The following is a 22,549-nucleotide window of genomic DNA, read 5'->3' on the forward strand; positions in this document are numbered from 1 at the left end:
TCATTTTTCAAAGTATCTATTTTATCTAAAATAAAAAAACTAAGACTTTGAAAAATAGGGCCTTGCCCTAACAATAACAAAAACGCCAGAGGCAATCTCTGGCGTTTTCTTATTCTAACGTTGCTTTAATTTCTATTACTGTATTGATAGGTTCTCCACCGGCTTCCAAATCGTAATCAATTAAAAGATTGATTTCAGTATCCTTTTGCTCGATTACAAGACGCTTTGTGTGAACCACAATAGTCATCATGCCCATTGGTGTATTGTAAGCATTTCTGGTTCGAGCCCCTGGGGCAAATTCAAGCTTTGATTGAATGTCTCCTTTTTGAGTCAATGTAAGCTTGTTGTGTTCAAAGCTTATTAGACAATCTACCTTTTGGCCCTCTGGCATAACTCGATTATAAGAAAGGTAACGCTTACTACCTCTATCAATAAATGAACCCACGTACTCCTCATTTGTAGTCTCTGATTCGTGGCCCATCTTTTGCTTGGAGCAAAGTTTAATACTACATTTTGTTCCTGTCATTATTTATTTCCAATCTATTTTTGTTCTCTAATTAATTCACGAACAGCATTTATCTGATTTGACAAATGAACATGCATTATATCCTTCAGGAAATCAACATCTCTTCTGTCGAAACCGTCAATGATAGATTTATGTTCAGATATAAGCTGCGCATAAACAGATGGATTCTTTACATACTCGTAACGATATCTGTACATCTGCTCCCTTGCCGAATTGATTATATTTTCAAGCTTAGGATTTGCAGCGGCCGCATAAATCACATCGTGGAATGCCTCATCAGCCTCCACAATCTTGCGAACATCGTCAGTTCTAGTAGCTGACTCAAATGCCTTCATAGCTTCCTTGAGCTCTACAAACTGAGCATCAGTCATTCTTTCGCAGGCACATACCACCGCAAGAGCATCGAGTGCATCTCTTACTTCAAGTACATCCTGTAAATCTTTTTCTGTCATTTTAGCAACCTGGGCGCCCTTACGTGGAATTGTAACAGCAAGTCCCTCGTGCTCAAGCATTCTAATTGCTTCTCTGATAGGTGTACGGCTAACTCCAAGCTTTGTAGCTAAATGCATTTCCATTAGCCTCTCACCTGGCTTGAGTTCGCCCTTAAGAATAGCTTCGCGCAGGGTGTTAAACACCACATCGCGAAGTGGTAAATAATCATCCATTTGAAGTGTAAGATTTTCAGTCATTCTGTTTAAATCTCCTTATTTCATGTGTGAAACTAATTAATACTTGTTGTTAAAAAGTGTAGTGAGATAAAGCTGCTTTACCAGCTTACTCTCTGTAAGTGCTTCCTTGGCTGCCTTTGCTGTTTTGTTGTCTTCAAAAAAGCCAAATACAGTAGGACCACTACCACTCATCATTGCGCCAACTGCTCCATGATCCAGCATGTTTTTCTTTATATCAGCAATAACTGGATGTAGTGGAATTGTAACCTCTTCAAGTACATTTCCCATGTGGTTGCAAATGGCATGTAAATCCTGATTTTTAATATCTGAAATCAGCTGATCTATGTCTGGATGCTTAACATTGTCAAAGCATGAATCCAAAGATTCATATACCTGCTTTGTAGAAACTGAAATGCCTGGCTTTGCAATAAGCACTGGGCACTTCACCATTGGTGAAAGTGGTGTGAGCACCTCTCCAATTCCCTCTGCCAAAGCTGTACCGCGCATTACACAGTATGGTACATCGGCTCCGATTTTAACGCCTCGCTCCATCAAATCTTTTCTGCTGAGATTCAAATCAAAAAGTTTATTTATTCCAAACATTACAGCCGCTGCATCTGTAGAACCGCCTGCCATGCCTGCTGCAACAGGGATATGCTTTTCCAGGCTGATATGCACACCTGTGTGTATATCAAATTCTTCCATTAGAAGCTTTGCTGCCTTAATGCAAAGATTGTCATCGTTAACAGGAAGGAAGCGAAGATTGGTGCTCATGGTAACAGCATCCCCCTCCTGCTTCTTAATGCTGACCTTGTCAAAAAGATTGACTGTCTGCATAATCATTCTTACTTCATGATATCCATCGTCCCTGATTCCTGTAACATCAAGTCCGATATTTATTTTTGCTAATGCTTTAAGATCTATATTGTCCATTGAAAAGAAATTACTACTCCATTAAAATTTGTACTTGTGTGTATTTTGTACTTGATTGTTCTTTGTATTCAATCCTAATAAATTTTAACAAAGATACCACACTTTTACAAGAATTTTGTATTAAAATAAATACAATCTAATAATAAATATTTCTCAATTAGCATCCGATAATAAGAATAGGAAAAGGATTTCCATATGGTTTTTTATTCATGGCCACAGTAACAAGGAGGTTATTATTATGGAGTTAAGCACATTAAGCAGCGTATCTTCTAATATAGCAGGTACCTATTCTAAGACTACAAATTCTGATGGTTCGGTTACAGAAACACTTGAATTCAATGCATCAAAACAGGAAGTCAGCGCATCAAAGTTTTCTGATGAAGCTGCTGTTTATGAAAAATCTGATGAACAATCACTAACAACAGACAACTACAAAAAGACAGATAGAACTGCTCTTATTCAGCAGTTGAAGGCTGACCAGGAAAAAATGATTAACAATCTTTTAGATATTGTTATGAAGACAATTAATGGTCAGGGAAGCACATTTGCTATTGCTACTCAGGATGATATGTGGAAATTCCTTGCAGAAGGTAAATTCACAGCAGACGAGGAAACAATTGAAAAGGCAAAGGAAGATATTTCCGAAGATGGATACTGGGGTGTTAACCAGACATCTGATAGAATTGTAGATTTTGCCATCGCACTTTCTGGCGGAGATACATCAAAGGCAGACATGCTCTTAGATGCTTTCAAGAAGGGCTACGAGCAGGCAACTGGAACTTGGGGCAAGGATTTACCAGACATCTCTTCTAAGACTTACGATGCTGTATTAGATAAATTTGAGCAGTGGAAGAATGGCGCCTACAAATCAGGCAATAATTCTTCGAATTCAGGCTCAGGCTCGACAGGTGGAACATCCATCACATATATGGAAAACATTTCCACTGTAAGCTCATCTACATATATAGAGACCTAAAACCAGCTTAAAACCAAATAAATCAAGGCTAGTCAGCATCAAACTGACTAGCCTTTTTCATTTACTAAAAATTATCTATTGTTTTGCTTTCTCATCCCAAACCTTTACATCAATGCCAACAACATCTGATGTAAATGGTGTGCCATCTTCTTTTTCGTAATGTATCTGGGCTTTTTTAACATACTTAAATCCAATGTATAAAAGTGGAATGTTGCAGTATGCAATCAGAATGTTTGCAAAATCTGATAAATCCCAAAGGGCACCTAAGTCCATTCCTACGATTGATGTAAGCATACCAAAGCAGATAACTATTATATCAAGTGTACGAATAACATTTATGAATACCTTGCTTCTGCTGATTCTGTTTGCACAGATTTCTGAGAAGGACATGAATCCTAACAAGCAAGTGAATGCAAAAAGTCCAAAGCAAAGTGAAATAAGTAGGGTTACTACTACATTGAATGCTGTGCCTGGTGTAAGCTCTGCTGCTGAGGCAAGATACTTTGGAAGCTTGCCAAGCTCGAACCATGCTTCACCTGCATCTGTGAGCCATACACGACCCATGATTACAACAAAGCCTGTAAGTGTACAAATAACAATTGTATCAAGAAAAACTCCAATTGCCTGAACACAGCCCTGGTCACATGGATGCTTTGCATCTGAAGCAGCTGCTGGCATTGTGATTGTACCTTGGCCTGCCTCATTAGACATAAGACCTCGCTTTACACCCTGCATAAGTGCAATTCCAAATGCTCCGCCAAAAACTGCTTCTGGCTTGAAAGCCTCTGTAAATACTGCGTAGAAGAACCATGGAATTCTTGTAAAGTTGATGACAATAAGTATTACAACAGTTAACACATAAACAATTGCCATGATTGGAACAAGTACATCAGTAACCTTTGAAATCTTTTTTGTTCCGCCAAATGAAACTGAGATAGTTGCAATGATAACAATTACAAAGCCAATCCAATATACAGCATGTGTGGTTGGAAGCTCCTGTCCGCTAATGATGCTTGCTATCTGGCCCATTGCAGAGACTGTGTTAAATCCCTGTGCTGGGAAGCAAAGCAATGCATAAATAATATACATAAGCGATAATACAACACCAACTATTGCAGAATTCTTTATAAGTCTGCGTCCATAGAAGGCCATACCACCTACATATTCATCATCTTTTCTCTCTTTGAAAATCTGAGAAAGTGTAGACTCTACAAATGCTGTAGCCATTCCAAAGAATGCAGAAATCCACATCCAAAGAAGTGCTCCAGGGCCACCCACTGATACTGCGCCTGTAACACCAAGGATATTTCCAGGTCCTACTCGCATAGCAGTTGAAAGGAAGAAAGCAGCAAGTGGCGAAATACCAGTCTTTGCCTTGCTAGTCTTTAATACTTCTATTCCTCTCTTAAACTTTCTAACCTGAATAAACTTCAGTCTGATTGAAAAATAGATTCCTGAACCAATCAAAAGAATAATTGCCAGTGAAAAGTTTCCCAAGATAGGAATGTTTGCATACCACTCAAAATTTGTTGGGAAATCCCAGAATAAATCGGACACTACCTGTATTTTGCCACAGACAGTGGTAATGATATTTAAAATTGTTTCCATCATTTATCCTCCCTTATATTTACATAATATCTTTTTTATCTCTATACAACAATATAAAAAATCTTATTATATCTACTCTTTATAAGACACACAAAAAGGTCTGGCTTTCGCCAGACCCTGAATTCAAATATATACTATTTACGCTTTGCAAGAACAATTGCCTCATCCTTAAATGCGATTCCTGAGAAATCATGCTTAAAATGAACAACTTCTCTATTAACCGATGGAGTAACATAAGTTCCATCAACATCTATTACAAGCTCAATATCCTGATCATACTGACTTAACTCTTCTATAAAATCTCTAATTCTCATGCTAACCTTCTACCTTTCATTACAAAATTCACACTTTTTTCAAAAACTCGATTAGCTTATCACGGTTTCCGATTAGAGTCAAGTCTATGTTTATAATTGTTTACATTGGCGTGCCAACCTCAATCAAATTGCCATCTAGATCATAAAAACGCACAACCTTTTGTCCCCAACTATGTGTCATTAACTTATTCACATATATAGTATCTGGATACAACTTTTCCAGCTTTTCAACAAAAGCCTCAATATCCCTTTCTTCAAAATATAATTCACAGGAATTATTTCTATGAACTACATCTTTATTAATAAAGCTATTCCATATCTTCTCATCCTGAAGAACCAATCCCTCTGTCAGAATCATATTTCCATCATTATCCAAAAGCATATCAAGCCCAAATAAGTCATGATAATACTTCTTTGAAGCTTCTATATCTTTTACTACTATGAGTACATTCCTTAATTTCATAAAATCTAGCACCCTTTTTACATTTAATATATTGCAGTTAAGTTTCTTTCCTTGTTTTAAAATTTCACTTAACTCACTACTGCTACTTGAGCCAAAATTGTTAAGTGAATTTGTAAAAGTGAACTATTCCACTTAAAACTCACACTACTGGTTAAGTTTATTTTAAAATAAAATTATTTTCACTTATATTTTTATCTAAAAATATTTAGTCACTTAAGTTAAAAATAAGAATCTCATTTCACACTTAACTTTTTGTTAAGTTTATTTTCAGCATTACACATTTCACTTAACATATCTAAATACTTTGAGGTAAACACACTGATTTTTTAAGTGAAAAAACAAAAATTACTTATTTCACTTAACCCAACTCTTCAATTTTAAGTGAAACCCAGGATTTTATAATTCCCACTTAACATAGCGCCCCTAAAGCTCCCCTAAAGCTCCCCTAGCTGAGTCAAAGCTGTAAAGTAAGTACAAGGCCCATCACTACTTACAGATAATCTGATTACGTCCTGTTTCCTTGGCCTCGTAAAGATTGTCGTCGGCGCGCTTAAGGGTTTCGTCTGTGGTTTCACCAGGGACAAGGGCGGTAAGGCCAAAGCTCATGGTGATTTGACGATCTGTGTCAGGAATATAGATTGTGCGGACCTCATCCATAATCATAGAAAGCTCTCTTTTTGCTATATCCAACTCACGGTTTTCAAAAATAAGCAAGAACTCCTCGCCACCCCAGCGAGCTGAGAAGCCTTTACCTACCATGCCGGCCTTCAGTTTATCTGCTACTGATTTAAGAATCACATCACCCATTTCATGGCCATAGGTGTCGTTAACCTTTTTAAAGAAATCGATATCTGAAATACAGACGCAATACTTATTTCCCAGTTCCACTGCCTTCACTCTGATTTCTTCCAGCTTCTTATCAGCTGAGCGACGATTGTTCAGTTCTGTCAGAGCATCATATTCTACAAGCTTTTTCAATGATCCTGCCATCCGTTTTCCATCTGTGGCAAGATGCTTTATTTCATCATCTTTTGCCATGAGTTCTCGTGGCATTTCAAAATCAAATTCACCACTAGCAAGACGGTTCATATATTTGTCCATTTTGAAAATTCTGCCTGCCAGTTTATTGCCTTCATGAACCATAATGAATCCAAAGAAGACTGCTACCACAATGCATATGCCAATAATAGGAAGTACATATTTGAAGACCTCTTCTTGAACATCTTCCGCTGAACGACATACAGCAATCATACCAATAATTTCATCTTTATCATCCTTTAGTGCTGTATAGTATGCAAAGCTCTTCTTATCATATACAACCACATTATCATAGAATACACTTTCACCAGTTTTCAAAACTTCGTTTTTTACAACCGCTGCAGCCTTTGTACCCATGGCACTGTTTCCATCATCATCCTTAAGAGTTGTAAGTATTCGTGTGTCCTCTATAAAAATAGAAACATCTATATCCAAGAAATCAGACATGGTTGCTATAAGGGTGTCTTCTCCATTGAGCTTTTGTTCACCTTTATAAATATCAAATTCCCCTTCTTCGCCTGTTTCTTCTATTCTATAATCGCCAACATAAAATTCATCAAAAACAAAGCCAATCAATTCGGCATCATGAATTAGTTCATCCTCAATCTGATTAGTGATTGACGCTCTTACAATACTTACACTTGTCACAATAATTGCCACAGTCAGCAATATAACAGGTACCAGCGTCATTGTAAGCATCTGCTTTTTTAAACTATCTTTAAAATCACTTTTAGCCATGTTTTTCTCCTCTAAAAAACATCAATGTCAAATATATAATACTTCATTTTCAGGGGAAATAATATGAAATAACAGTGAATAAACATGAAAAAAGCAGATGCAGAACGCACCCGCCTTTTCCATGTTGAAGGATTTTGTTAGAAAAAGAAAGTTACTTATTGCGGCGTGCCTTAACTAAGGCAAATACCGACTGAAGGATTATGAAAATACAAAGGAGCGCTGCCGTTGCTATGTTTGCCCAGCTAGAAAGGAGCTTTCCGTTTGTATTAACTAGTACTGTAATTGTACCGTTGATGAGAACACCGAAGAGTGAACCGATTACGTTTCCTACACCACCTGTAAGAAGTGTTCCACCAATAACGGCTGATGCAATAGCATCCATTTCAAGGCCCTTTGCCTGGTTAACTGAACCTGACATTGTGTTCAAGCAGTATAGGATACCACCGATTGAGCAAAGGAATGATGAAAGAATGTGTGAAAGCATTCTTGTCTTTTTAACATTCAAGCCCATCATTGTTGCTGATGTCTGGTTTCCACCAACAGCGTAAAGATTACGTCCAAACTTTGTATACTTTAACATCAAGAAGATAAGAACAAGTACAACAAGGGCAATAACAACTGTTGGTCTCATATAAGGAACAACTACCTTACCATGCTTGTTAACCTTTCCAAGGAACTCTGGAAGATTGATTTTTGAATTTGCCCATGCATAGAAAACTGGGTTGTCAGCCTCTGTGATAGAAATCTGACCTGAGCAGATAACTGCTGTCATACCTCTTCCAAAGAACATGCCTGCCATGGTTACAATGAATGGCTGTATCTCTAAATATCCAACTAAGAATCCCTGAACTGCGCCAAATACAAGACCGATTACAAGAACAAGAATTACCATTGGAACTGCACCCATGTGCCATTCTGTCATACCATAAACAAGTAACATACAGTCCATGGCGATAACTGAACCTACTGAAATATCGATTCCACCTGTCAACATAACACATGTCATTCCACAGGTTACGCAGATAAGACCAGCATTGTTGATAAGGATATTTAGGAATGTCTGTAAGTTTCCAAAACCTTTATCCTGATAAATCAGGCAGCCTACAATATACATAAATATGAAGAGGCCGATTGTGATAAATATTAAAACTGTATTTGGATCTAATTTTCTTCTCGTCTTCATTATGCTGCCTCCTTTATGTGAGCCTTCTGGGCCTTTCTTGCTGCCATGTAGGCTTTGAATGCAGGAGCCTGCACTACTACGATTATAATAACGATGATAGCCTTAAACACTGGAGCCTTATCTGTTGAAACACCCATAGCAAGAAGTGTTGTTGTGATTGCCTGGATTGTGTATGCACCAATGATTGAACCAGCAAGGTTGAATTTACCACCGCCAAGTGAGTTGCCACCAAGTGCTACTGCAAGGATGGCATCCAATTCGTAGTTAAGACCAATGTTGTTTGAATCTGCTGAGTAGATTCTTGATGAAGCTACAATACCTGCGATACCAGCACAGATACCACAAACAAGGTAGCAGATAAAGCAAATTACATCTGAGTTGATACCAGAAATTCTAGCTGCTCTGCTGTTGATACCAACTGACTGGATATAAAGTCCAAGTGCCGTTTTCTTTAAAAGAATAGTTACAATAAGGATTACTAACGCTGCCACAAATACTGGTGTAGGTATTGGACATCCCGGAAGGAAGTTGCCTAAATATTTGTAAGGCTCATATCGTATATACGTAATCTGGTTGTTGCAAAGTAACAAACCGATTGCTCGTGCCGCCGTATATAAAATCAACGTTGCAACCATTGGTTGTATCTTTAGTTTGGATACCAGGGCACCGTTCATTGCACCGCAGACACCACCCATAAGTACACCAAAAAGCATTCCGATTCCCATTGGAACCATAAGCTCATTTACTGAGTTGTTGCCGTATCCTGCAAGTAACATACAGCAGCTACATGCTGATAGTGACATTACTGAACCAACAGAAATATCAGTACCTGCTGAAACCGCAACTACAAGTGTCTGTCCTACTGCAAGGATTGCAATTTCTGAACCACGGTTCAAAATATCGATTAAACGTCCAAACAAAACACCATCCTGTATCTTGATTGAAAAGAATGCAGGGCTCTTAATCAAGTTGATAAGCAAGACCAAAATCATACAGAAGATTGGTAGGAATAGTGGTTGTTTTGTTAATTTCTTAAAGTTTTCCATTATTCTGCACCTCCTGCTATGGCTGCCATGACTGTTTCTTGGTTAAGATTTTCAGTAATTTCTCCAACCTGGGCGCCATCGCGCATTACGTACATTCTTGAACATGTACGAAGCATTTCTTCAATTTCAGAGGAAATAAATACAATGCTCATTCCCTCTTCTTCCGCAAATTTCAAAGCCAACTTCTGGAACTCTGTCTTTGTTCCGATATCAATACCTCTGGTTGGCTCATCCAAAATTAAGAAATCAGGATGTGTGCATAACCATCTTGCAAGGATAACCTTTTGTTGATTACCACCTGACAACTGGTTAATAGGAGTTTCGCGAGATGCTGTCTTGATTTGAAGCATATCGATAAACTTGTCTGCAAGTTCATTTTGTTTTGCAACTGGAATCTTTTTGAACATTCCGTTTCTAGCCTGAAGGGCAAGAATTATATTCTCCCTTACTGAAAGGTCGCCTATGCAGCCGTCAGCCTTTCTATCATCTGGCAAATATCCCATGCCTGCTTTGATAGCATCAAGAGGCTCTTTTACATTGAGATTTTTGCCGTTCATTTTCAGAGTACCAGTTTGAGCTTTATCTGCACCGTAGATGCAACGAACCATTTCTGAACGACCAGATCCCAAAAGTCCTGTAACACCAACAACCTCACCTTTCTTGATTTCGAAATCAAATGGCTTGATTGTTCCCTTATGGCTAAGGCCTTTGGCTTCCACAACAACTTCATCAGATGTGTGTTCTGCCCCTTCCTTTTTGATAGATGCCAAATCATCGAAATCCTTACCAAGCATTGCCGCCACAAGCTTGACACGTGGCATCTCCTCAACTGTGTACTCTCCTGCAAACTCGCCATTTCTAAGAACAGTGATAGTATCGCATACCTCATATACCTGCTCCAAGAAATGAGTTACAAATATTATTCCAACTCCCTTTGCTTTCAAGCCACGCATTACCTTAAAGAGCTTTTCTACTTCGTTATCATCAAGTGATGATGTAGGCTCATCAAGGATTAGAACTTTACAGTCCATATCTACAGCTCTTGCAATAGCTATCATCTGCTGGATTGCAAGAGAATAATTTTCAAGAGCAATAGTTACATCAATATTAATTTCCAAACCATCCATTATTTCCTTGGCTCTCTTGTTCATTGTTCGCCAATCGATGGTTCCAATTTTTGTTTTTGGCTCGCGGCCGATAAATAAGTTTTCTGCAACAGTGAGGTTTGGACAGAGGTTTACTTCTTGGTAAACTGTTGCAATGCCCTTTTCCTGGGCTTCTAATGTTGAATGATTAACTACAGGTCCATCAACTCCAGCTACGTGGATTTCACCTGCATCAAGAGAATATACACCAGTCAACACCTTAATCAGTGTTGATTTTCCCGCACCATTTTCTCCCATCAGTGCATGTATCTCTCCCTTTCTGAGAGTAAACTGTGCATGATCTAATGCCTTAACTCCGGGAAAGGACTTAGAGATATCTCGCATTGTAATCAACAAATTTTCATCCATGTTCTTTCTCCACTTCTCCATCTACGCCAATTACGCATACTTGGTTTAAATTTTAAATAAAGGGGAAGGAATTGACCTTCCCCTATCTCTTACCTTATTTTTAGTATGATGCCTGTGATGCTGCGTCTGTTACAACTACAAGATCTTCTGTAACTTCTTCACCTGCATTGTTTGTGTATGTAATGCTTGAAAGGATATCCTCAGCAACATACCATGGCTCTGTCATGAATGTCTGCTTTGCAACTGTCTCACCAGCCTCAAGCTGCTGTACGATATCTGCACAATACTCACCCTGAAGTGGGTAGCACATGAAGTCTGCATTGATGTCGCCTGACTGTACATATTCAAGACCAGCCTTGCAAGCGTCGAAAGAAATAAGGATAACGTCTTTGTCTACACCATAAGAAACACCAGCTGCCTTCATAGCGTCCATAGCACCAAATGCTTCGTTATCGTTCTGGCAAACAACTACGTTGAACTTGCCTTCATAAGACTTGCAGTATGATTCCATAACCTGCTGACCACCATCCTGTGTGAAGTCACCATCCTGTGAATCAAGGATTGTCCAACCTTCAGCATCAGCGATCTTCTTGAATCCATCTGTACGTCCGATCTGAGCAGATGAACCATTAGAACCTTCGATTACAAGGATGTTGAGATCTGAGATACCCTTAGCTGCTGCATAATCCTTTAACCATGTACCAGCTGCAAGACCTTCGTTCATGAACTCTGAACCAACCCATGAAACATACTTGTCTGAATCATCAATTGTTCTATCGATAACGATTACTGGAATACCAGCATCCTCACACTCTGTAAGAACTGTGTCCCAACCTGTTGAAACGATAGGATCGATTACGATGTAATCAACATCATCCTGGATGAACTGACGAACTGCTTCAATCTGTGTTGCTGAATCATTATCGCAATCAACGAACTGAAGGTCATATCCATTCTCCTCTGAGAATGCAGCCTGTACTGAGTTTGTTGAAGCTGTACGCCAATCTGACTCATGACCAACCTGTGCGAAACCAACTGTGATTAAATCACCGCTTGCTGCTGCATCATCACTTCCAGCATCCTCTGTTGTCTCAGCTGCAGCTGTGTCAGATGATGTATCTGTTGAAGCTGTGTCTGATGCGCCACCACAAGCTACCATTGATGTAGCCATAAGGCTTACGAGCATTCCTGCTACTATTCTTTTTTTCATAAGGTTTTTCTCCTTCCTTCTCCTTACCAGGCCCCTTATTCCTGGTTGTTATTTATTTTCTATATTTAATTTAGCAAAGGTGAAAAATAGCAACAATAAAATTCCCCTAATTTGAAGGCTTTCTAAGAATGCGATAGTACCAATATTTTTAATTTATATATTTTCCATACCAATTCACAAACATTTCCCCAATATTCGTTTTCACCGTGAAATTTTTTTGAATTAAATGTGGAAAATTTATGATTGGTATGTTTTCACTATTGATAAATTTCATACCAATTTTCATTGACATATGTTAGAATTTTTATAGATAACGTGGAAACTCTTATGATTAAAGGTGAAATTTTATGATTCCAAAATATATTTCATTAAAAAATAAATTAAACAATGACATTCTGGAAAATAAATACCCTATCGGTTCAAAGCTTCCCACTGAGGTAGAATTGGCAAAAGAATATAATGTCAGCCGTTCCACTGTAAGACAGGCCTTGGACCTTCTGGTAGAACAGGGAATCATCGATAAACATTGGGGTAGCGGAAATACGGTAATCGCCAAAAGCGACAATTCCAAAAGCAAAACTGTAATGGTGCTTTTGCCAAACAATAAGGATGCGGTTTTCACTGATGTTTTTTCTGATATTAGTTCTATGCTTATGAAAAATGGTTTTGAAGTGGAATTTCATAGCACACAAAACAGCTATCAGCTTGAGCGCCAATACCTGCAGCTTCTTATGAATGATATTTATGCAGGGCTGATTATTATGATGGCTCGTTCTAATTTTCCATCCACAAATGCCGATTTGCTTCAGCTTCAATGCAAACGCCAGCTTCCTATTGTTTTTATAGATAATGCACCTTCTACTATTTATAATCCTGTAATTATCTCTGTAGATAATTACGGCAGAGGCTACCAGATGGCCCGTCACCTTATTAATCGTGGTCATAAAAAGCTTGGCGGTATTTTTATTAATGACAACTATTCTTCCATCCAGGCATTTTCTGGTTTCACCGATGCCATCCGAGATGCCAATCTTGAAATAATGGATAACAGTTTTCATTTTTGTAACTACCACGATCCACAGGGTGTTAACTCTCGTACCAATGCTGGTATAAATCGATTTTTAAAATATGCGTACGATACAGTATCAGCTGTTTATGTGGACGATCCAAACATCACCGGAGATGGCACATTTCCAATTTTTACATCAAGCTTGACCCCTTCCAAATCATTGGGCAAGGAATGTGCTAACGCGATTATGGAAATAAAAAAGAATGGCAACAGCAAATCTGTCACCATTCCATTTAAGGCTAATTAATATTTTCTATTTTGAATGTAGTCCTCTGTCAATTCATCAGGTGTAAAGGTATTCTCATCAACATAAGTTATTTTAGGAACCGTCTTGCCCTGATTTAACATATTAACTATGTTGTACAAATATGGCCCCTGCAGAGGATTACATTCCACTACAAAATTTATCTGACCATTCATACAAAGCTCCAAGGCATTTTTTGTAGCATCAAAGGAAACTACGGTAATTTTACTTCCCACACCATATTCCACACCAGCTTCATTAAGCGCTGCGATAGCGCCCATTGCCTCTTCATCGTTTTCGCAATAAAGCACATCAATGTCACTGGCATTCACTTCTTCCAATGTGTTTTCCATTATTTCTCTAGCTTTAGCTTTTGTAAATTCACCGCAGTCTTCCGCAACGATGTTCCAGTTGTCGTGTTCTTCTATAGCTTTTTCCAAAGCCTTGGACCTACCTAACTGGGCCGATGATTCCAGTGTGCCTTGAATGTGGACTATATTTAAATCCTCAGTCACTCCATCACCATCAGAATCATACAACTTTTCCAAATATGTTACTGCAGCTTCTCCCTGGGATTTAAAATCTGAGCCAACGAATGCTGTGTATAAAGCTTCATTTGATACATTTACATTTCTATCGCAGATAATTACAGGAATGCCTGCCTGCTTTGCTTCTGATAAAACAGTGTCCCATCCCGTTTCCACTATAGGACTAAGAATGATGTAATCCACGCCTTGCTGGATAAAAGTACGAATATCACGAATCTGATTATCCTGCTTTGACTGGCCATCCTTATAAATCAGCTTGTAGCCCTTCGCCTCTGAAAAAGATTCTTTGACTGAATCAGTCAGCGCCACTCTCCATGCTGATTCTGCACCTGGCTGAGAAAAGCCCACCACTATTAAGTCCGAACTTTCATCCTCTGCCTCCTCAGTCTTTTTTGAGGCTCCGCAGCCGATAAAAGTTGCCATGACTATACAAGCCAATATAAAGCTTAAAACCCTCTTTTTCCTAAACATTGATTATCCCCTTCTCATCATGCTTCTGTTTTGGAATGACTACAGTGATTGTGGTTCCAACTCCCTCTGTGCTGGAAATTGTAAGTCCATATTCCTCTCCAAACAAAAGCTGCACTCGCTCATGAACTGTGCGAAGACCAAATCCTATCTTTTCCCCATTTACGATTGCAGCCCTCATCTCCTGCAATCGTTCTTCCGTCATGCCCGCACCATTGTCCTTTACTACAAGCTCAATTCTGTCATCCAAATCCACCGCTTCAACTTTTATTGAGCCCTTCTCGCGCTGAAGCTTTATTCCATGATAAATACTGTTTTCAACAAGTGGCTGAAGCGTAAGCTTTGGTACTGAATACCCATAAAGACTTTCAGGTATATTTACCTGATAATCCATTCTATCCTGATATCTGGTTTTCTGAATTGCCAGGTAGCTGAGGACATGCTTTTCTTCCTCTTGAAGAGAGATGATATCCTTTCCTCGGCTTAAGCAAAAACGGAAGAAATCAGAAAGATCACTAACCATCTTTATACTCTCTTCTTTTTTATCAGCCTCGATTAACCAGATGATTGTATCCAAAGTATTATACAAAAAATGAGGATTAATCTGAGCCTGCAAAAGTTCAAGCTCTGCATGTCGCTTTCTTCGCTCAGCCCTCTTATTTTCCTGAATAAGAGTATTTAGCTTTCCAACCATCTCCTCAAAACCATCTGACAGAGTTTGTATTTCTGCCGGAGCTGCGTCAACAGGAGTCTTTGGTTCGAAATCCCCTTTTGTAATATCGTTCACGCGACCTGCCAGCTTTGTGAGAGGTGAAGTGATAGCTTCTGTAGTCTTTGCAACGTAAAAGATAATAAGGAACACCACTATTACGAACAGTGCAACTGTTCCTATAAGAATGTACTCAACCTGTGTGGTAATCTCTTCCTGAAGCTCACTAAGATGAACTGATTCATAATATAAATAATCGTACATGTATGTCTGAATCAGATCTGTCAGAATGTAGATATTGTTTTCCAGCTGAGTCATTCCCTCATCATAAGTCTCAGCATTATCCACCTCTTCCATTCTGGTTTCCAAGGTTATGCACAAATCTCGCACCGACTCTATGGAATCAATACTATCTTTTTCTGTGGTTTGCTCTAAAAGACGCTCCGCAAGCTCCCTAGCTTTTTCAACCTCTTCTGTTGGCTTTCCATCTGCATAGGCACTATCACTAACGTAATAGAACATCTTTAAATCTACATCACTTTTGAAATCCTGGTTGAATGCAGACGCAGCTGTAACATTATGAAGAATTGTTCTGTATTGAAAAGCATTCCAACATAAGAGACCTATGAGTACCGCAATTACGATACTCATAGGTACAAAAATAACCACTATTAACCTTCTAAGCATAACGCTCATTGAAGGCTTTTGTTTTTTGTTTGTTACTTCAGCACTCATACTCCCTGCCCTTTCGCTCTGAATTCCTTAGGGCTAATTCCATAAGTTTTCTTGAAAATATAACTAAAGTAATGTGGGTCCTTATAGCCCACCTTTTCCGCAACTGCAGAGGTCTTCTCCTTTTTATTTAAAAGCAATTCCTTGGCATGCTCCATGCGCTTTGATGTAATGTATTCAACAAAGGTAGTTTTATTTTCTCTTGAGAACATTGCAGACAAATAGCTAGGAGAAATATTTATTTCTTTCGCCACCTCATTAAGGCTCAAGCTTGAATCACAGTAATGCTCGTTTACATAATTAATTGCCGCAGAAAGCTGTGACTTTGACTGGTTGCCTACCAAATCCTTTCTCTTTGCAATAGCCGCTCTAAACATATCTGAAACAACATTCAATACTGAGTCACTTGTAACCTTTTCCAAGTTTCCTCTTGTGCTTGAATCCAAAACATTATCCGAATCCACCCCAAGTTTTTTCAGATAATCACAAACGCACATGTACATAGTCATAGCAAAATATTTACAGAATATGCTAGAACTCAATGCACTTTTCGTCTGCTGATTTACAATGTTATCAAGGAAATCATCTATCTCAGATTCGCCGGCGTTTTCAAGGAAAAGCATGACAAGTCGCTGGTCGATTGTGTTTGCACTATCCTCGCCAAATGAACGCATAGACTCTACATCCTGCTCTGTGAAGATATGACCATCCGGATTAATAAATCGACAGCTAAGTCGTTTGTTTGCTTGCTGACAGGCTTTTGCAAACTCCGACAGTCTAGTTATCACACCACTTTGTGCCAAATACCAATGTATTTCGTCATCATAGACCATACATCTACGATTGATATTTTCTATTAAATTAGTTGTATTACTTTCGATTGTGGATTCATCGCCCTTAACAATAATTGCATAAGTATCCATATTCCAATGGAACACAATGTATTCTGGGCAGCATTTTAGATACTGCATCAGCTGTTCTGACAAACGAGCCATGTGCTTTGAATACACTGGTGCTGTATGCATTCCTGTCATTGGGGTAAAATCCAAAAGAACCAGGTTGTAATGAGTAGTGTCCAACGAAAGACCAAGCTCCTCAGACTTCTCATAAACCTCAGATACGGACATAGTTCCACTAACCAATTGATTAAAAAATCTGACTCTGGCGAACTGTTCGTATTCCTGACTTTCCGCTTTGAATTGATCTAGATATTTGTCTCGCTCATTTTCTTTATCAAGCTTACTTTTGGCATCGTTCATAACATCTCCAAGCTTATCCTTTGTAATAGGCTTTAAAAGATAATTATCTACGCCAATGCTGATTGCCTCCTGGGCATAAGAAAAATCATCGAAACCACTGATGATAATTATTCTTGTGTTTGGAAGTTCCTTTTTGATCATTTTGGACAGAGAGATTCCGTCCATGAAAGGCATCCTGATGTCTGTGATTAACACATCAGGCTTTGTCTGCCTAATAAGAGGCAACGCCACCTCCCCATCGGCGGCATCACCAACATATGCAAAGCCATATTGCTCCCATGGGAAGCTGGCCTTTAATCCGTCTCGAATGACAATCTCATCCTCAACTAAAAAAACACTATACATTATTCCCCATATCCCCTAAACTTTACTGCTCTGCTTTGTTCTTTAAATACTCTGAAATCATTGCGTACAAGGCGTCCGCTGTTGCCTCTACACCCATAAGCGAGCTATTCACGCAGAAATCATATCCTCTACTGTCGCCCCATTTCATTTTTGAATAGTAGTTGTGATATGCCTTACGTTTTTTATCATGTCTGAACATCTTTGCTTTGGCTTCAAGCTTATTTAATTTGTACAATCGACAGATACGTTCTGTCTTTGCCTCCTCTTCACCTCTAACGAAAATAGAAATAAGTCCAGGAAAATCTCTCAATACATTTTCTGAACAACGTCCAACTACAACAAAGCTTTCTCCGCTTTCTGCCTTGTTTCTGATGAAGTCGAACTGAAGCTGTGCGATTTGATCCTGCACACTTGAAGAATGTCCCCTAACTGTCCTGGTTAATCCCTGACGCTTGGTTTCTTCGTGCTTGTGAAGCTCCTCAGCATCTATACCATTTCTTTCCGCCATTTGATCAAGCATGTTGCGGTCGTAAAGTGGTACATTAAACTTTTCCGCCAATCTGGAAGCAATTTCGTGTCCACCGCTTCCGTACTCTCTACCTACTGAAATAATAAACTGCCCCATAAGTTTCCTCCTTCAGTATTGATTTATACTTATATTCTAATTGATTCAAGCAAAGAAGTCGAGTTTATAAGCTTTAGAAATATCTTACAAAAATGCTGATCATGGATACTGCTAGAACGATGATTGTTCCTGGAACTAGCTCCTTACAGTATGTAGCCCAGCTGATAGGATAACCTTCCTTACCTGCTGTAGATATACCAACAACATTTGCGCTGGCACCGATTGGTGTCATGCTTCCACCGATATCTGTTCCGATTGCAAGTGTCCATGCCATTGTAGACAAATCAACACCTGTTGTAGCAGCCAATGTACGGATAACTGGAATCATTGTTGCTGAGAATGGAATGTTGTCGATGAATGCTGATGCAAAAGCACTTACCCAAAGGATAATTGCAATCATGAGGTAAGCATTTCCACCTGATACCTTTGCAATAAATTCTGCTATGACAACAAGTACACCTGTCTCCTCAAGACCACCTACTACAATAAACAATCCAATGAAGAATAATAATGTGTGGTAGTCAACTCTCTTAAGAAGAGTCCATGCCTTGCGACCTGAAGTTGCAAGTGTGATGATTGCAATAAATGTACCGATGAATGCTACTGTAAGTCCTGTTGTAGCATGTGTTACAAGCAATACAACTGCTGTTGCAAAAATGATTGTGCTTGTTAAGAAATCTTTCATGTTATCGATTTTAATTTCAACATCGATAGTTGCTGGATCAACTTTGTCTGCTGGATCCTGTAATCTATTTCTCATTGTGAAATAGAAATAGAGAACGATGATAACAAGTGAAACTGCACCAATTGCACCTGTGTTCATTACGAAATCTGAAAATGAAAATCCCAATGATGTACCAATGATAATGTTTGGTGGATCTCCACACATAGTGGCACTTCCGCCTAGGTTGGCACAAAAGATTTCTGCCATGATAACTGGAATTGGGTTGAACTTAAGTGTTCTCGCCAATCTGATAGTAACTGCTGCAAGGAACAAAATTACTGTAATTGAATCGATGAACATTGCAAGTACAGATGAAAGAATCATAAATGCAACGAATATTCTAACTGGCTCAAAGTGGGCAAGCTTTGCAATCTTGAGACAAAGCCAATCAAAGAATCCTGCTTCTGCCATTCCTTCAACCATGATCATCATTCCCCAAAGGAAAATGATTGTAGCCCAGTTGACGCCTGAAGTCTGCTCCGCAGATTCTCCTGCTTCATACCAGAAAGATGGTTTGAAAATACCTCCTATCGCCAGAGTGTTAACAAATGCCTCTACGCTTCTCATTCCAACACCAAAAACAAAAATGCTGGTAAGGGCTCCACACCCAAGAGTAACGTAATGCTTAGGAAATCTATCCCAAACAATAAGCACAAACATAGAAATAAAAATTACTATAGCTAGTATTTCTGCTAACATATAATACTCCCTTTCTTTAATTAAAATAAATAAAACTCGTGGACAATATATAATTGCCCACGACATTTTTTATTTTATATTAGGCTGTATTATTTTTAAAGTAAAAAATGCTAATTTATAGCGTTTTCCATCAACTTTTTCATTGATGCAGAATTCTTTATAGTACCCAAAATATTAATAACGGCCTGTTGTAATTCTCCAAGTGCAAGATATGCACCTCTATCAATACCTTTATAGGTAATCAGTCTGCTTCCGTCATCCTGTGTTTTTATACTGCAGAGACCTTGCTTTTCAAGTGATAATACCTTTTCACTTATCTGAGCATCAGCAGCGACTACTATTGATACTTGCGCATCGCCACTCTTATCCAAAAGGAATGACCCCCATTTTTCGTATGTAATCATTGGCTCATTATAAACATAATTCTTGTTTACAACAGTTACATATCCATCTGCCTCAAATGTAGGAGCTGTTTTAATCATTGCTTCAAGAATATGATCTGGATCGAAGCCTGGCATAATCAAATCACAACCTGCATGCAAATCATAAGCCTTTTCTGATTTAGAAGCCCAATCTGAAAGTACCATTCCAGTAGAACCCCAGTCGCTTTTAATAATATCTGTATTCAATCCTCTTTGGGATGAAGCATAAAGTCCATTAATCTTGTTACCAGAATTTAACAGACCTGCTGGTGCAGCTACCATTTGGCAAGCAGAGAATGGGCGAAGATAAAGCTCGCCAAAAGCCTGTCTTGATACATTAATATTTACATCCGAAGTACCACTTTCTTGATTATAAGTGGCCACATTCTTCATAATGACATCTCGGCCTTCATATCTCTTAACGCCAATAACAAATCCCGCGCCAAGTATTCCTGCAAGCGAAGGGTCCTCAGAATAAAATTCATAGGCTCTATTTCTCATAGGATTTCTGTGAATATTAAGAGCTGGTGCAATACAATAATCTATATTGTAGTATTCCATCTCCCTTCCATACACTCTACCCATACGAATCATTGCAGACATATCCCAGGTCTGGGCCATATTCATAGGCGAAGGAAAACATGTGCATGCCACCCCTTCGATTCTTAAACCTGATGGCCCATCAGCAAATGTTACCCCTGGAATACCAAGTGTAGTTGCAAACTGTGATGTGGTTCTTGCGGATATTCCAAGCTTATTCTTTTCATGAATAATATCAAAATTGAAGCGATTCTCGCTTTCTACTTTTGACTCACCACATTCGCCAGCCACTATGCGGGCTAATACTTCCGGTGATAATGAAGAAACAAATTCCTCCATCGATACTTTATTTTTAATAACATCAAACAATGTTGTTGAGCCACACGGTTTGATATACTCCAGATTTTCATGAACCCTAGTAGGCATGCTATATGAATTCTCATTTACATAAGAAACATACTTGCTACCTTCTGTAAGATAGGTTGTAACCTCCTGTTTTACCGGAACATATTTATTTTCTGAATTGTAATCATCCCCTGATAATGAAGCTACCTTTATATAGCCTGTATCTTCCTCTGCTCTAGGAGATGGTGATAGGAATTTCAATTCCTTTGTAGGTTCCATAACATTTGTAACTCTTTTGATAATAGTCATTCTATCTAGAACAACCTTAGCACAAAGCTTTGTATCTCTTGAATTTGAACCTAGTCTAAAGAGATAGTCTCCCTTTTCCATTACCCATGCGGTGCTTTCCTCATCAAATGAGCACAATTCCATTATTGGAATCTTTATTGTCATTTCTTCAGATTCACCTGGTTTAAGCTTTCCAGTCTTGCCAAATCCTGAAAGAATCTGATATGGCTTTTCAATATTTCCCTGAGGCTGGCTGCAATACAACTGAACAACCTGACGTCCTGCGCATTCGCCTGTATTCGTAACTTTTACACGCAATACAACAGCCATCCAGCTTGCTTCTAAGTATTCTAATTCCATATCAAAGGATGTGTAGCTTAGACCAAAGCCAAAAGGAAATAGAGGTGTCACATCAAATGCATCAAAATAACGGTATCCCACAAAGATACCTTCTTTATAATCGATTTCATTTGATTTTGCCGATTTGTTTAAAACTGATGGGCTATAGCAAGTCGAATAATCTTTGTACTTTTTAGCCCACGTTACAGTAAGGCGACCGCTTGGATTTACTGCGCCCGTCAATACATCAGCTAATGAGTTGCCTGCTTCCATGCCAGGCACACCCATATAGATAATAGCCTTAATGCTTTTCATCCTTGCAACAGATGAAAGCTCCAGCATTCCGGAATTAATAACTAAAATTACATTTTTGAAAGAGCTGGCAATCAATCCGATATTGCTAAGCTCCGTTTCTGTGAGTTGGTATTGATTTTCACTACCTTCCTCACCTTCACTTATAATTCCGTGTCGTACTACATATATACACGTATCAGTACCTAATATTGCTTCTGCCATATCTGCAACAGAAATAGGTACCTCTGGAGTGCAGCAACGTTTCCCCTCGAAGGCCAACCCCTTCTTCGCTACCTGCTTCTCCTTTTTGTCGTTAAGCTTTACCGCCTTTTCCATCTTACTCAGCCAGCTGTCGGTAGTTAACGTAAATCCGTTATTAAGCAAACCTTCTTTAACGTTTACAGTCGAATCCGTAAATACGTAGTTGAAGTATAGACCACAAAAAATTGTGTCTACTGCACCTGCACCAAACAACGCTACATTGCCCTTATTCATTGGTAAAATTCCGCTGTTTTTAAGCAACACCATACCGTCTGCGCCTAATCCACGAACTACATCTCTGTGTTCAGGAAATTGCATTTTGCTGGTTTTAGAAAACACTCCCCTTAAACGTTTGATGGCCATAATGTAATACTCCCAAAATCAACAATTTTTTCCCTTATTATCCCCACAAAAAGCTTTT

At 38.8% G+C, this 22,549-nt stretch carries 19 protein-coding genes; 2 read left to right on the top strand and 17 right to left on the bottom strand.

What is annotated here, in order from left to right; genetic code table 11:
- Positions 1-109 precede the first annotated feature (109 nt).
- Genes E7274_RS10660 through ispE form a run of 3 tightly spaced genes read right to left on the bottom strand, consistent with a single transcriptional unit; the run spans position 110 to position 2,127 of the window.
- Positions 110-526 carry a DUF1934 domain-containing protein gene (locus E7274_RS10660; protein WP_304175841.1) on the bottom strand — a complete coding sequence of 139 codons (417 nt, stop codon included), beginning with the start codon at positions 524-526 and terminating at the stop codon, positions 110-112.
- A gap of 14 nt (positions 527-540) precedes the next feature.
- Positions 541-1,215, bottom strand: a complete 675-nt coding sequence (locus tag E7274_RS10665) for a GntR family transcriptional regulator (RefSeq protein ID WP_044935728.1) — start codon at positions 1,213-1,215, stop codon at positions 541-543.
- Between the two features lie 36 nt (positions 1,216-1,251).
- Positions 1,252-2,127: a 4-(cytidine 5'-diphospho)-2-C-methyl-D-erythritol kinase gene (ispE, locus tag E7274_RS10670; RefSeq protein WP_304175844.1), complete on the bottom strand. Its 876-nt coding sequence runs from the start codon at positions 2,125-2,127 to the stop codon at positions 1,252-1,254.
- Between the two features lie 238 nt (positions 2,128-2,365).
- On the opposite strand from ispE, the gene E7274_RS10675 reads away from it, so the two are divergent.
- Positions 2,366-3,103: a hypothetical protein gene (locus tag E7274_RS10675; protein WP_304175845.1), complete on the top strand. Its 738-nt coding sequence runs from the start codon at positions 2,366-2,368 to the stop codon at positions 3,101-3,103.
- A gap of 75 nt (positions 3,104-3,178) precedes the next feature.
- Here the strand turns inward: E7274_RS10675 and E7274_RS10680 are convergent, their stop codons facing one another.
- The 8 genes from E7274_RS10680 to E7274_RS10715 form a co-directional block, all read right to left on the bottom strand.
- Positions 3,179-4,714 (bottom strand): alanine/glycine:cation symporter family protein, encoded by a 1,536-nt coding sequence (locus E7274_RS10680; RefSeq protein ID WP_330598840.1) that lies wholly within the window; start codon positions 4,712-4,714, stop codon positions 3,179-3,181.
- Positions 4,715-4,845: 131 nt separating this feature from the next.
- Entirely contained in the window at positions 4,846-5,025 is a 180-nt protein-coding gene (locus E7274_RS10685) for a hypothetical protein (protein ID WP_304175847.1), read from the bottom strand.
- 100 nt (positions 5,026-5,125) lie between these two features.
- Positions 5,126-5,488, bottom strand: coding sequence for a VOC family protein (locus E7274_RS10690; RefSeq protein WP_304175849.1), 363 nt, complete (start codon positions 5,486-5,488; stop codon positions 5,126-5,128).
- 486 nt (positions 5,489-5,974) lie between these two features.
- Positions 5,975-7,264, bottom strand: coding sequence for a diguanylate cyclase domain-containing protein (locus E7274_RS10695; RefSeq protein ID WP_304175851.1), 1,290 nt, complete (start codon positions 7,262-7,264; stop codon positions 5,975-5,977).
- Positions 7,265-7,415: 151 nt separating this feature from the next.
- Positions 7,416-8,447, bottom strand: a complete 1,032-nt coding sequence (locus E7274_RS10700; protein WP_033151695.1) for an ABC transporter permease subunit — start codon at positions 8,445-8,447, stop codon at positions 7,416-7,418.
- Positions 8,447-9,493, bottom strand: a complete 1,047-nt coding sequence (locus tag E7274_RS10705; protein WP_304175853.1) for an ABC transporter permease — start codon at positions 9,491-9,493, stop codon at positions 8,447-8,449. The genes E7274_RS10700 and E7274_RS10705 overlap by 1 nt, the downstream gene beginning before the upstream one ends.
- Entirely contained in the window at positions 9,493-11,007 is a 1,515-nt protein-coding gene (locus E7274_RS10710) for a sugar ABC transporter ATP-binding protein (protein WP_304175855.1), read from the bottom strand. Before E7274_RS10710 ends, E7274_RS10705 begins: the two co-directional genes overlap by 1 nt.
- Positions 11,008-11,107: 100 nt before the next feature.
- Complete coding sequence (locus E7274_RS10715; RefSeq protein WP_304175857.1) at positions 11,108-12,217, bottom strand: ABC transporter substrate-binding protein; 1,110 nt, start codon at positions 12,215-12,217, stop codon at positions 11,108-11,110.
- Positions 12,218-12,564: 347 nt separating this feature from the next.
- On the opposite strand from E7274_RS10715, the gene E7274_RS10720 reads away from it, so the two are divergent.
- Complete coding sequence (locus E7274_RS10720) at positions 12,565-13,533, top strand: GntR family transcriptional regulator (RefSeq protein WP_304175859.1); 969 nt, start codon at positions 12,565-12,567, stop codon at positions 13,531-13,533.
- On the opposite strand, the gene E7274_RS10725 is transcribed toward E7274_RS10720, so the two are convergent.
- The 6 genes from E7274_RS10725 to E7274_RS10750 all read right to left on the bottom strand — a co-directional run bounded on the left by E7274_RS10725 (position 13,530) and on the right by E7274_RS10750 (position 22,491).
- Entirely contained in the window at positions 13,530-14,549 is a 1,020-nt protein-coding gene (locus tag E7274_RS10725) for an ABC transporter substrate-binding protein (protein ID WP_304175861.1), read from the bottom strand. The genes E7274_RS10720 and E7274_RS10725 overlap by 4 nt on opposite strands.
- Positions 14,542-15,990: a sensor histidine kinase gene (locus E7274_RS10730; RefSeq protein ID WP_304175863.1), complete on the bottom strand. Its 1,449-nt coding sequence runs from the start codon at positions 15,988-15,990 to the stop codon at positions 14,542-14,544. The genes E7274_RS10725 and E7274_RS10730 overlap by 8 nt, the downstream gene beginning before the upstream one ends.
- Positions 15,987-17,591: a response regulator transcription factor gene (locus E7274_RS10735; RefSeq protein ID WP_304175865.1), complete on the bottom strand. Its 1,605-nt coding sequence runs from the start codon at positions 17,589-17,591 to the stop codon at positions 15,987-15,989. The genes E7274_RS10730 and E7274_RS10735 overlap by 4 nt, the downstream gene beginning before the upstream one ends.
- 22 nt (positions 17,592-17,613) lie before the next feature.
- On the bottom strand, positions 17,614-18,216 hold the full coding sequence (locus tag E7274_RS10740) for a cytidylate kinase-like family protein (RefSeq protein WP_044935691.1): 603 nt from the start codon (positions 18,214-18,216) through the stop codon (positions 17,614-17,616).
- 73 nt (positions 18,217-18,289) lie between these two features.
- On the bottom strand, positions 18,290-19,639 hold the full coding sequence (locus E7274_RS10745) for an SLC13 family permease (RefSeq protein ID WP_304175866.1): 1,350 nt from the start codon (positions 19,637-19,639) through the stop codon (positions 18,290-18,292).
- Positions 19,640-19,749: 110 nt separating this feature from the next.
- Positions 19,750-22,491: a glycoside hydrolase family 3 protein gene (locus tag E7274_RS10750; RefSeq protein ID WP_304175867.1), complete on the bottom strand. Its 2,742-nt coding sequence runs from the start codon at positions 22,489-22,491 to the stop codon at positions 19,750-19,752.
- Positions 22,492-22,549 lie beyond the last annotated feature (58 nt).

The sequence above is a fragment of the Pseudobutyrivibrio ruminis genome, from assembly GCF_015057245.1.
GTDB classification, from domain to species: Bacteria; Bacillota; Clostridia; order Lachnospirales; family Lachnospiraceae; genus Pseudobutyrivibrio; species Pseudobutyrivibrio ruminis_E.

Coding starts and splice junctions, on each gene's coding strand:
- E7274_RS10715 (WP_304175857.1), bottom strand. CDS start 12,217: ATGAAAAAAAGAATAGTAGCAGGAATGCTCGTAAGCCTTATGGCTACA.
- E7274_RS10705 (WP_304175853.1), bottom strand. CDS start 9,493: ATGGAAAACTTTAAGAAATTAACAAAACAACCACTATTCCTACCAATC.
- E7274_RS10690 (WP_304175849.1), bottom strand. CDS start 5,488: ATGAAATTAAGGAATGTACTCATAGTAGTAAAAGATATAGAAGCTTCA.
- E7274_RS10735 (WP_304175865.1), bottom strand. CDS start 17,591: ATGTATAGTGTTTTTTTAGTTGAGGATGAGATTGTCATTCGAGACGGA.
- E7274_RS10660 (WP_304175841.1), bottom strand. CDS start 526: ATGACAGGAACAAAATGTAGTATTAAACTTTGCTCCAAGCAAAAGATG.
- E7274_RS10665 (WP_044935728.1), bottom strand. CDS start 1,215: ATGACTGAAAATCTTACACTTCAAATGGATGATTATTTACCACTTCGC.
- E7274_RS10700 (WP_033151695.1), bottom strand. CDS start 8,447: ATGAAGACGAGAAGAAAATTAGATCCAAATACAGTTTTAATATTTATC.
- E7274_RS10685 (WP_304175847.1), bottom strand. CDS start 5,025: ATGAGAATTAGAGATTTTATAGAAGAGTTAAGTCAGTATGATCAGGAT.
- E7274_RS10745 (WP_304175866.1), bottom strand. CDS start 19,639: ATGTTAGCAGAAATACTAGCTATAGTAATTTTTATTTCTATGTTTGTG.
- E7274_RS10720 (WP_304175859.1), top strand. CDS start 12,565: ATGATTCCAAAATATATTTCATTAAAAAATAAATTAAACAATGACATT.
- E7274_RS10730 (WP_304175863.1), bottom strand. CDS start 15,990: ATGAGTGCTGAAGTAACAAACAAAAAACAAAAGCCTTCAATGAGCGTT.
- E7274_RS10710 (WP_304175855.1), bottom strand. CDS start 11,007: ATGGATGAAAATTTGTTGATTACAATGCGAGATATCTCTAAGTCCTTT.
- E7274_RS10680 (WP_330598840.1), bottom strand. CDS start 4,714: ATGATGGAAACAATTTTAAATATCATTACCACTGTCTGTGGCAAAATA.
- E7274_RS10750 (WP_304175867.1), bottom strand. CDS start 22,491: ATGGCCATCAAACGTTTAAGGGGAGTGTTTTCTAAAACCAGCAAAATG.
- E7274_RS10725 (WP_304175861.1), bottom strand. CDS start 14,549: ATGTTTAGGAAAAAGAGGGTTTTAAGCTTTATATTGGCTTGTATAGTC.
- E7274_RS10695 (WP_304175851.1), bottom strand. CDS start 7,264: ATGGCTAAAAGTGATTTTAAAGATAGTTTAAAAAAGCAGATGCTTACA.
- E7274_RS10675 (WP_304175845.1), top strand. CDS start 2,366: ATGGAGTTAAGCACATTAAGCAGCGTATCTTCTAATATAGCAGGTACC.
- ispE (WP_304175844.1), bottom strand. CDS start 2,127: ATGGACAATATAGATCTTAAAGCATTAGCAAAAATAAATATCGGACTT.
- E7274_RS10740 (WP_044935691.1), bottom strand. CDS start 18,216: ATGGGGCAGTTTATTATTTCAGTAGGTAGAGAGTACGGAAGCGGTGGA.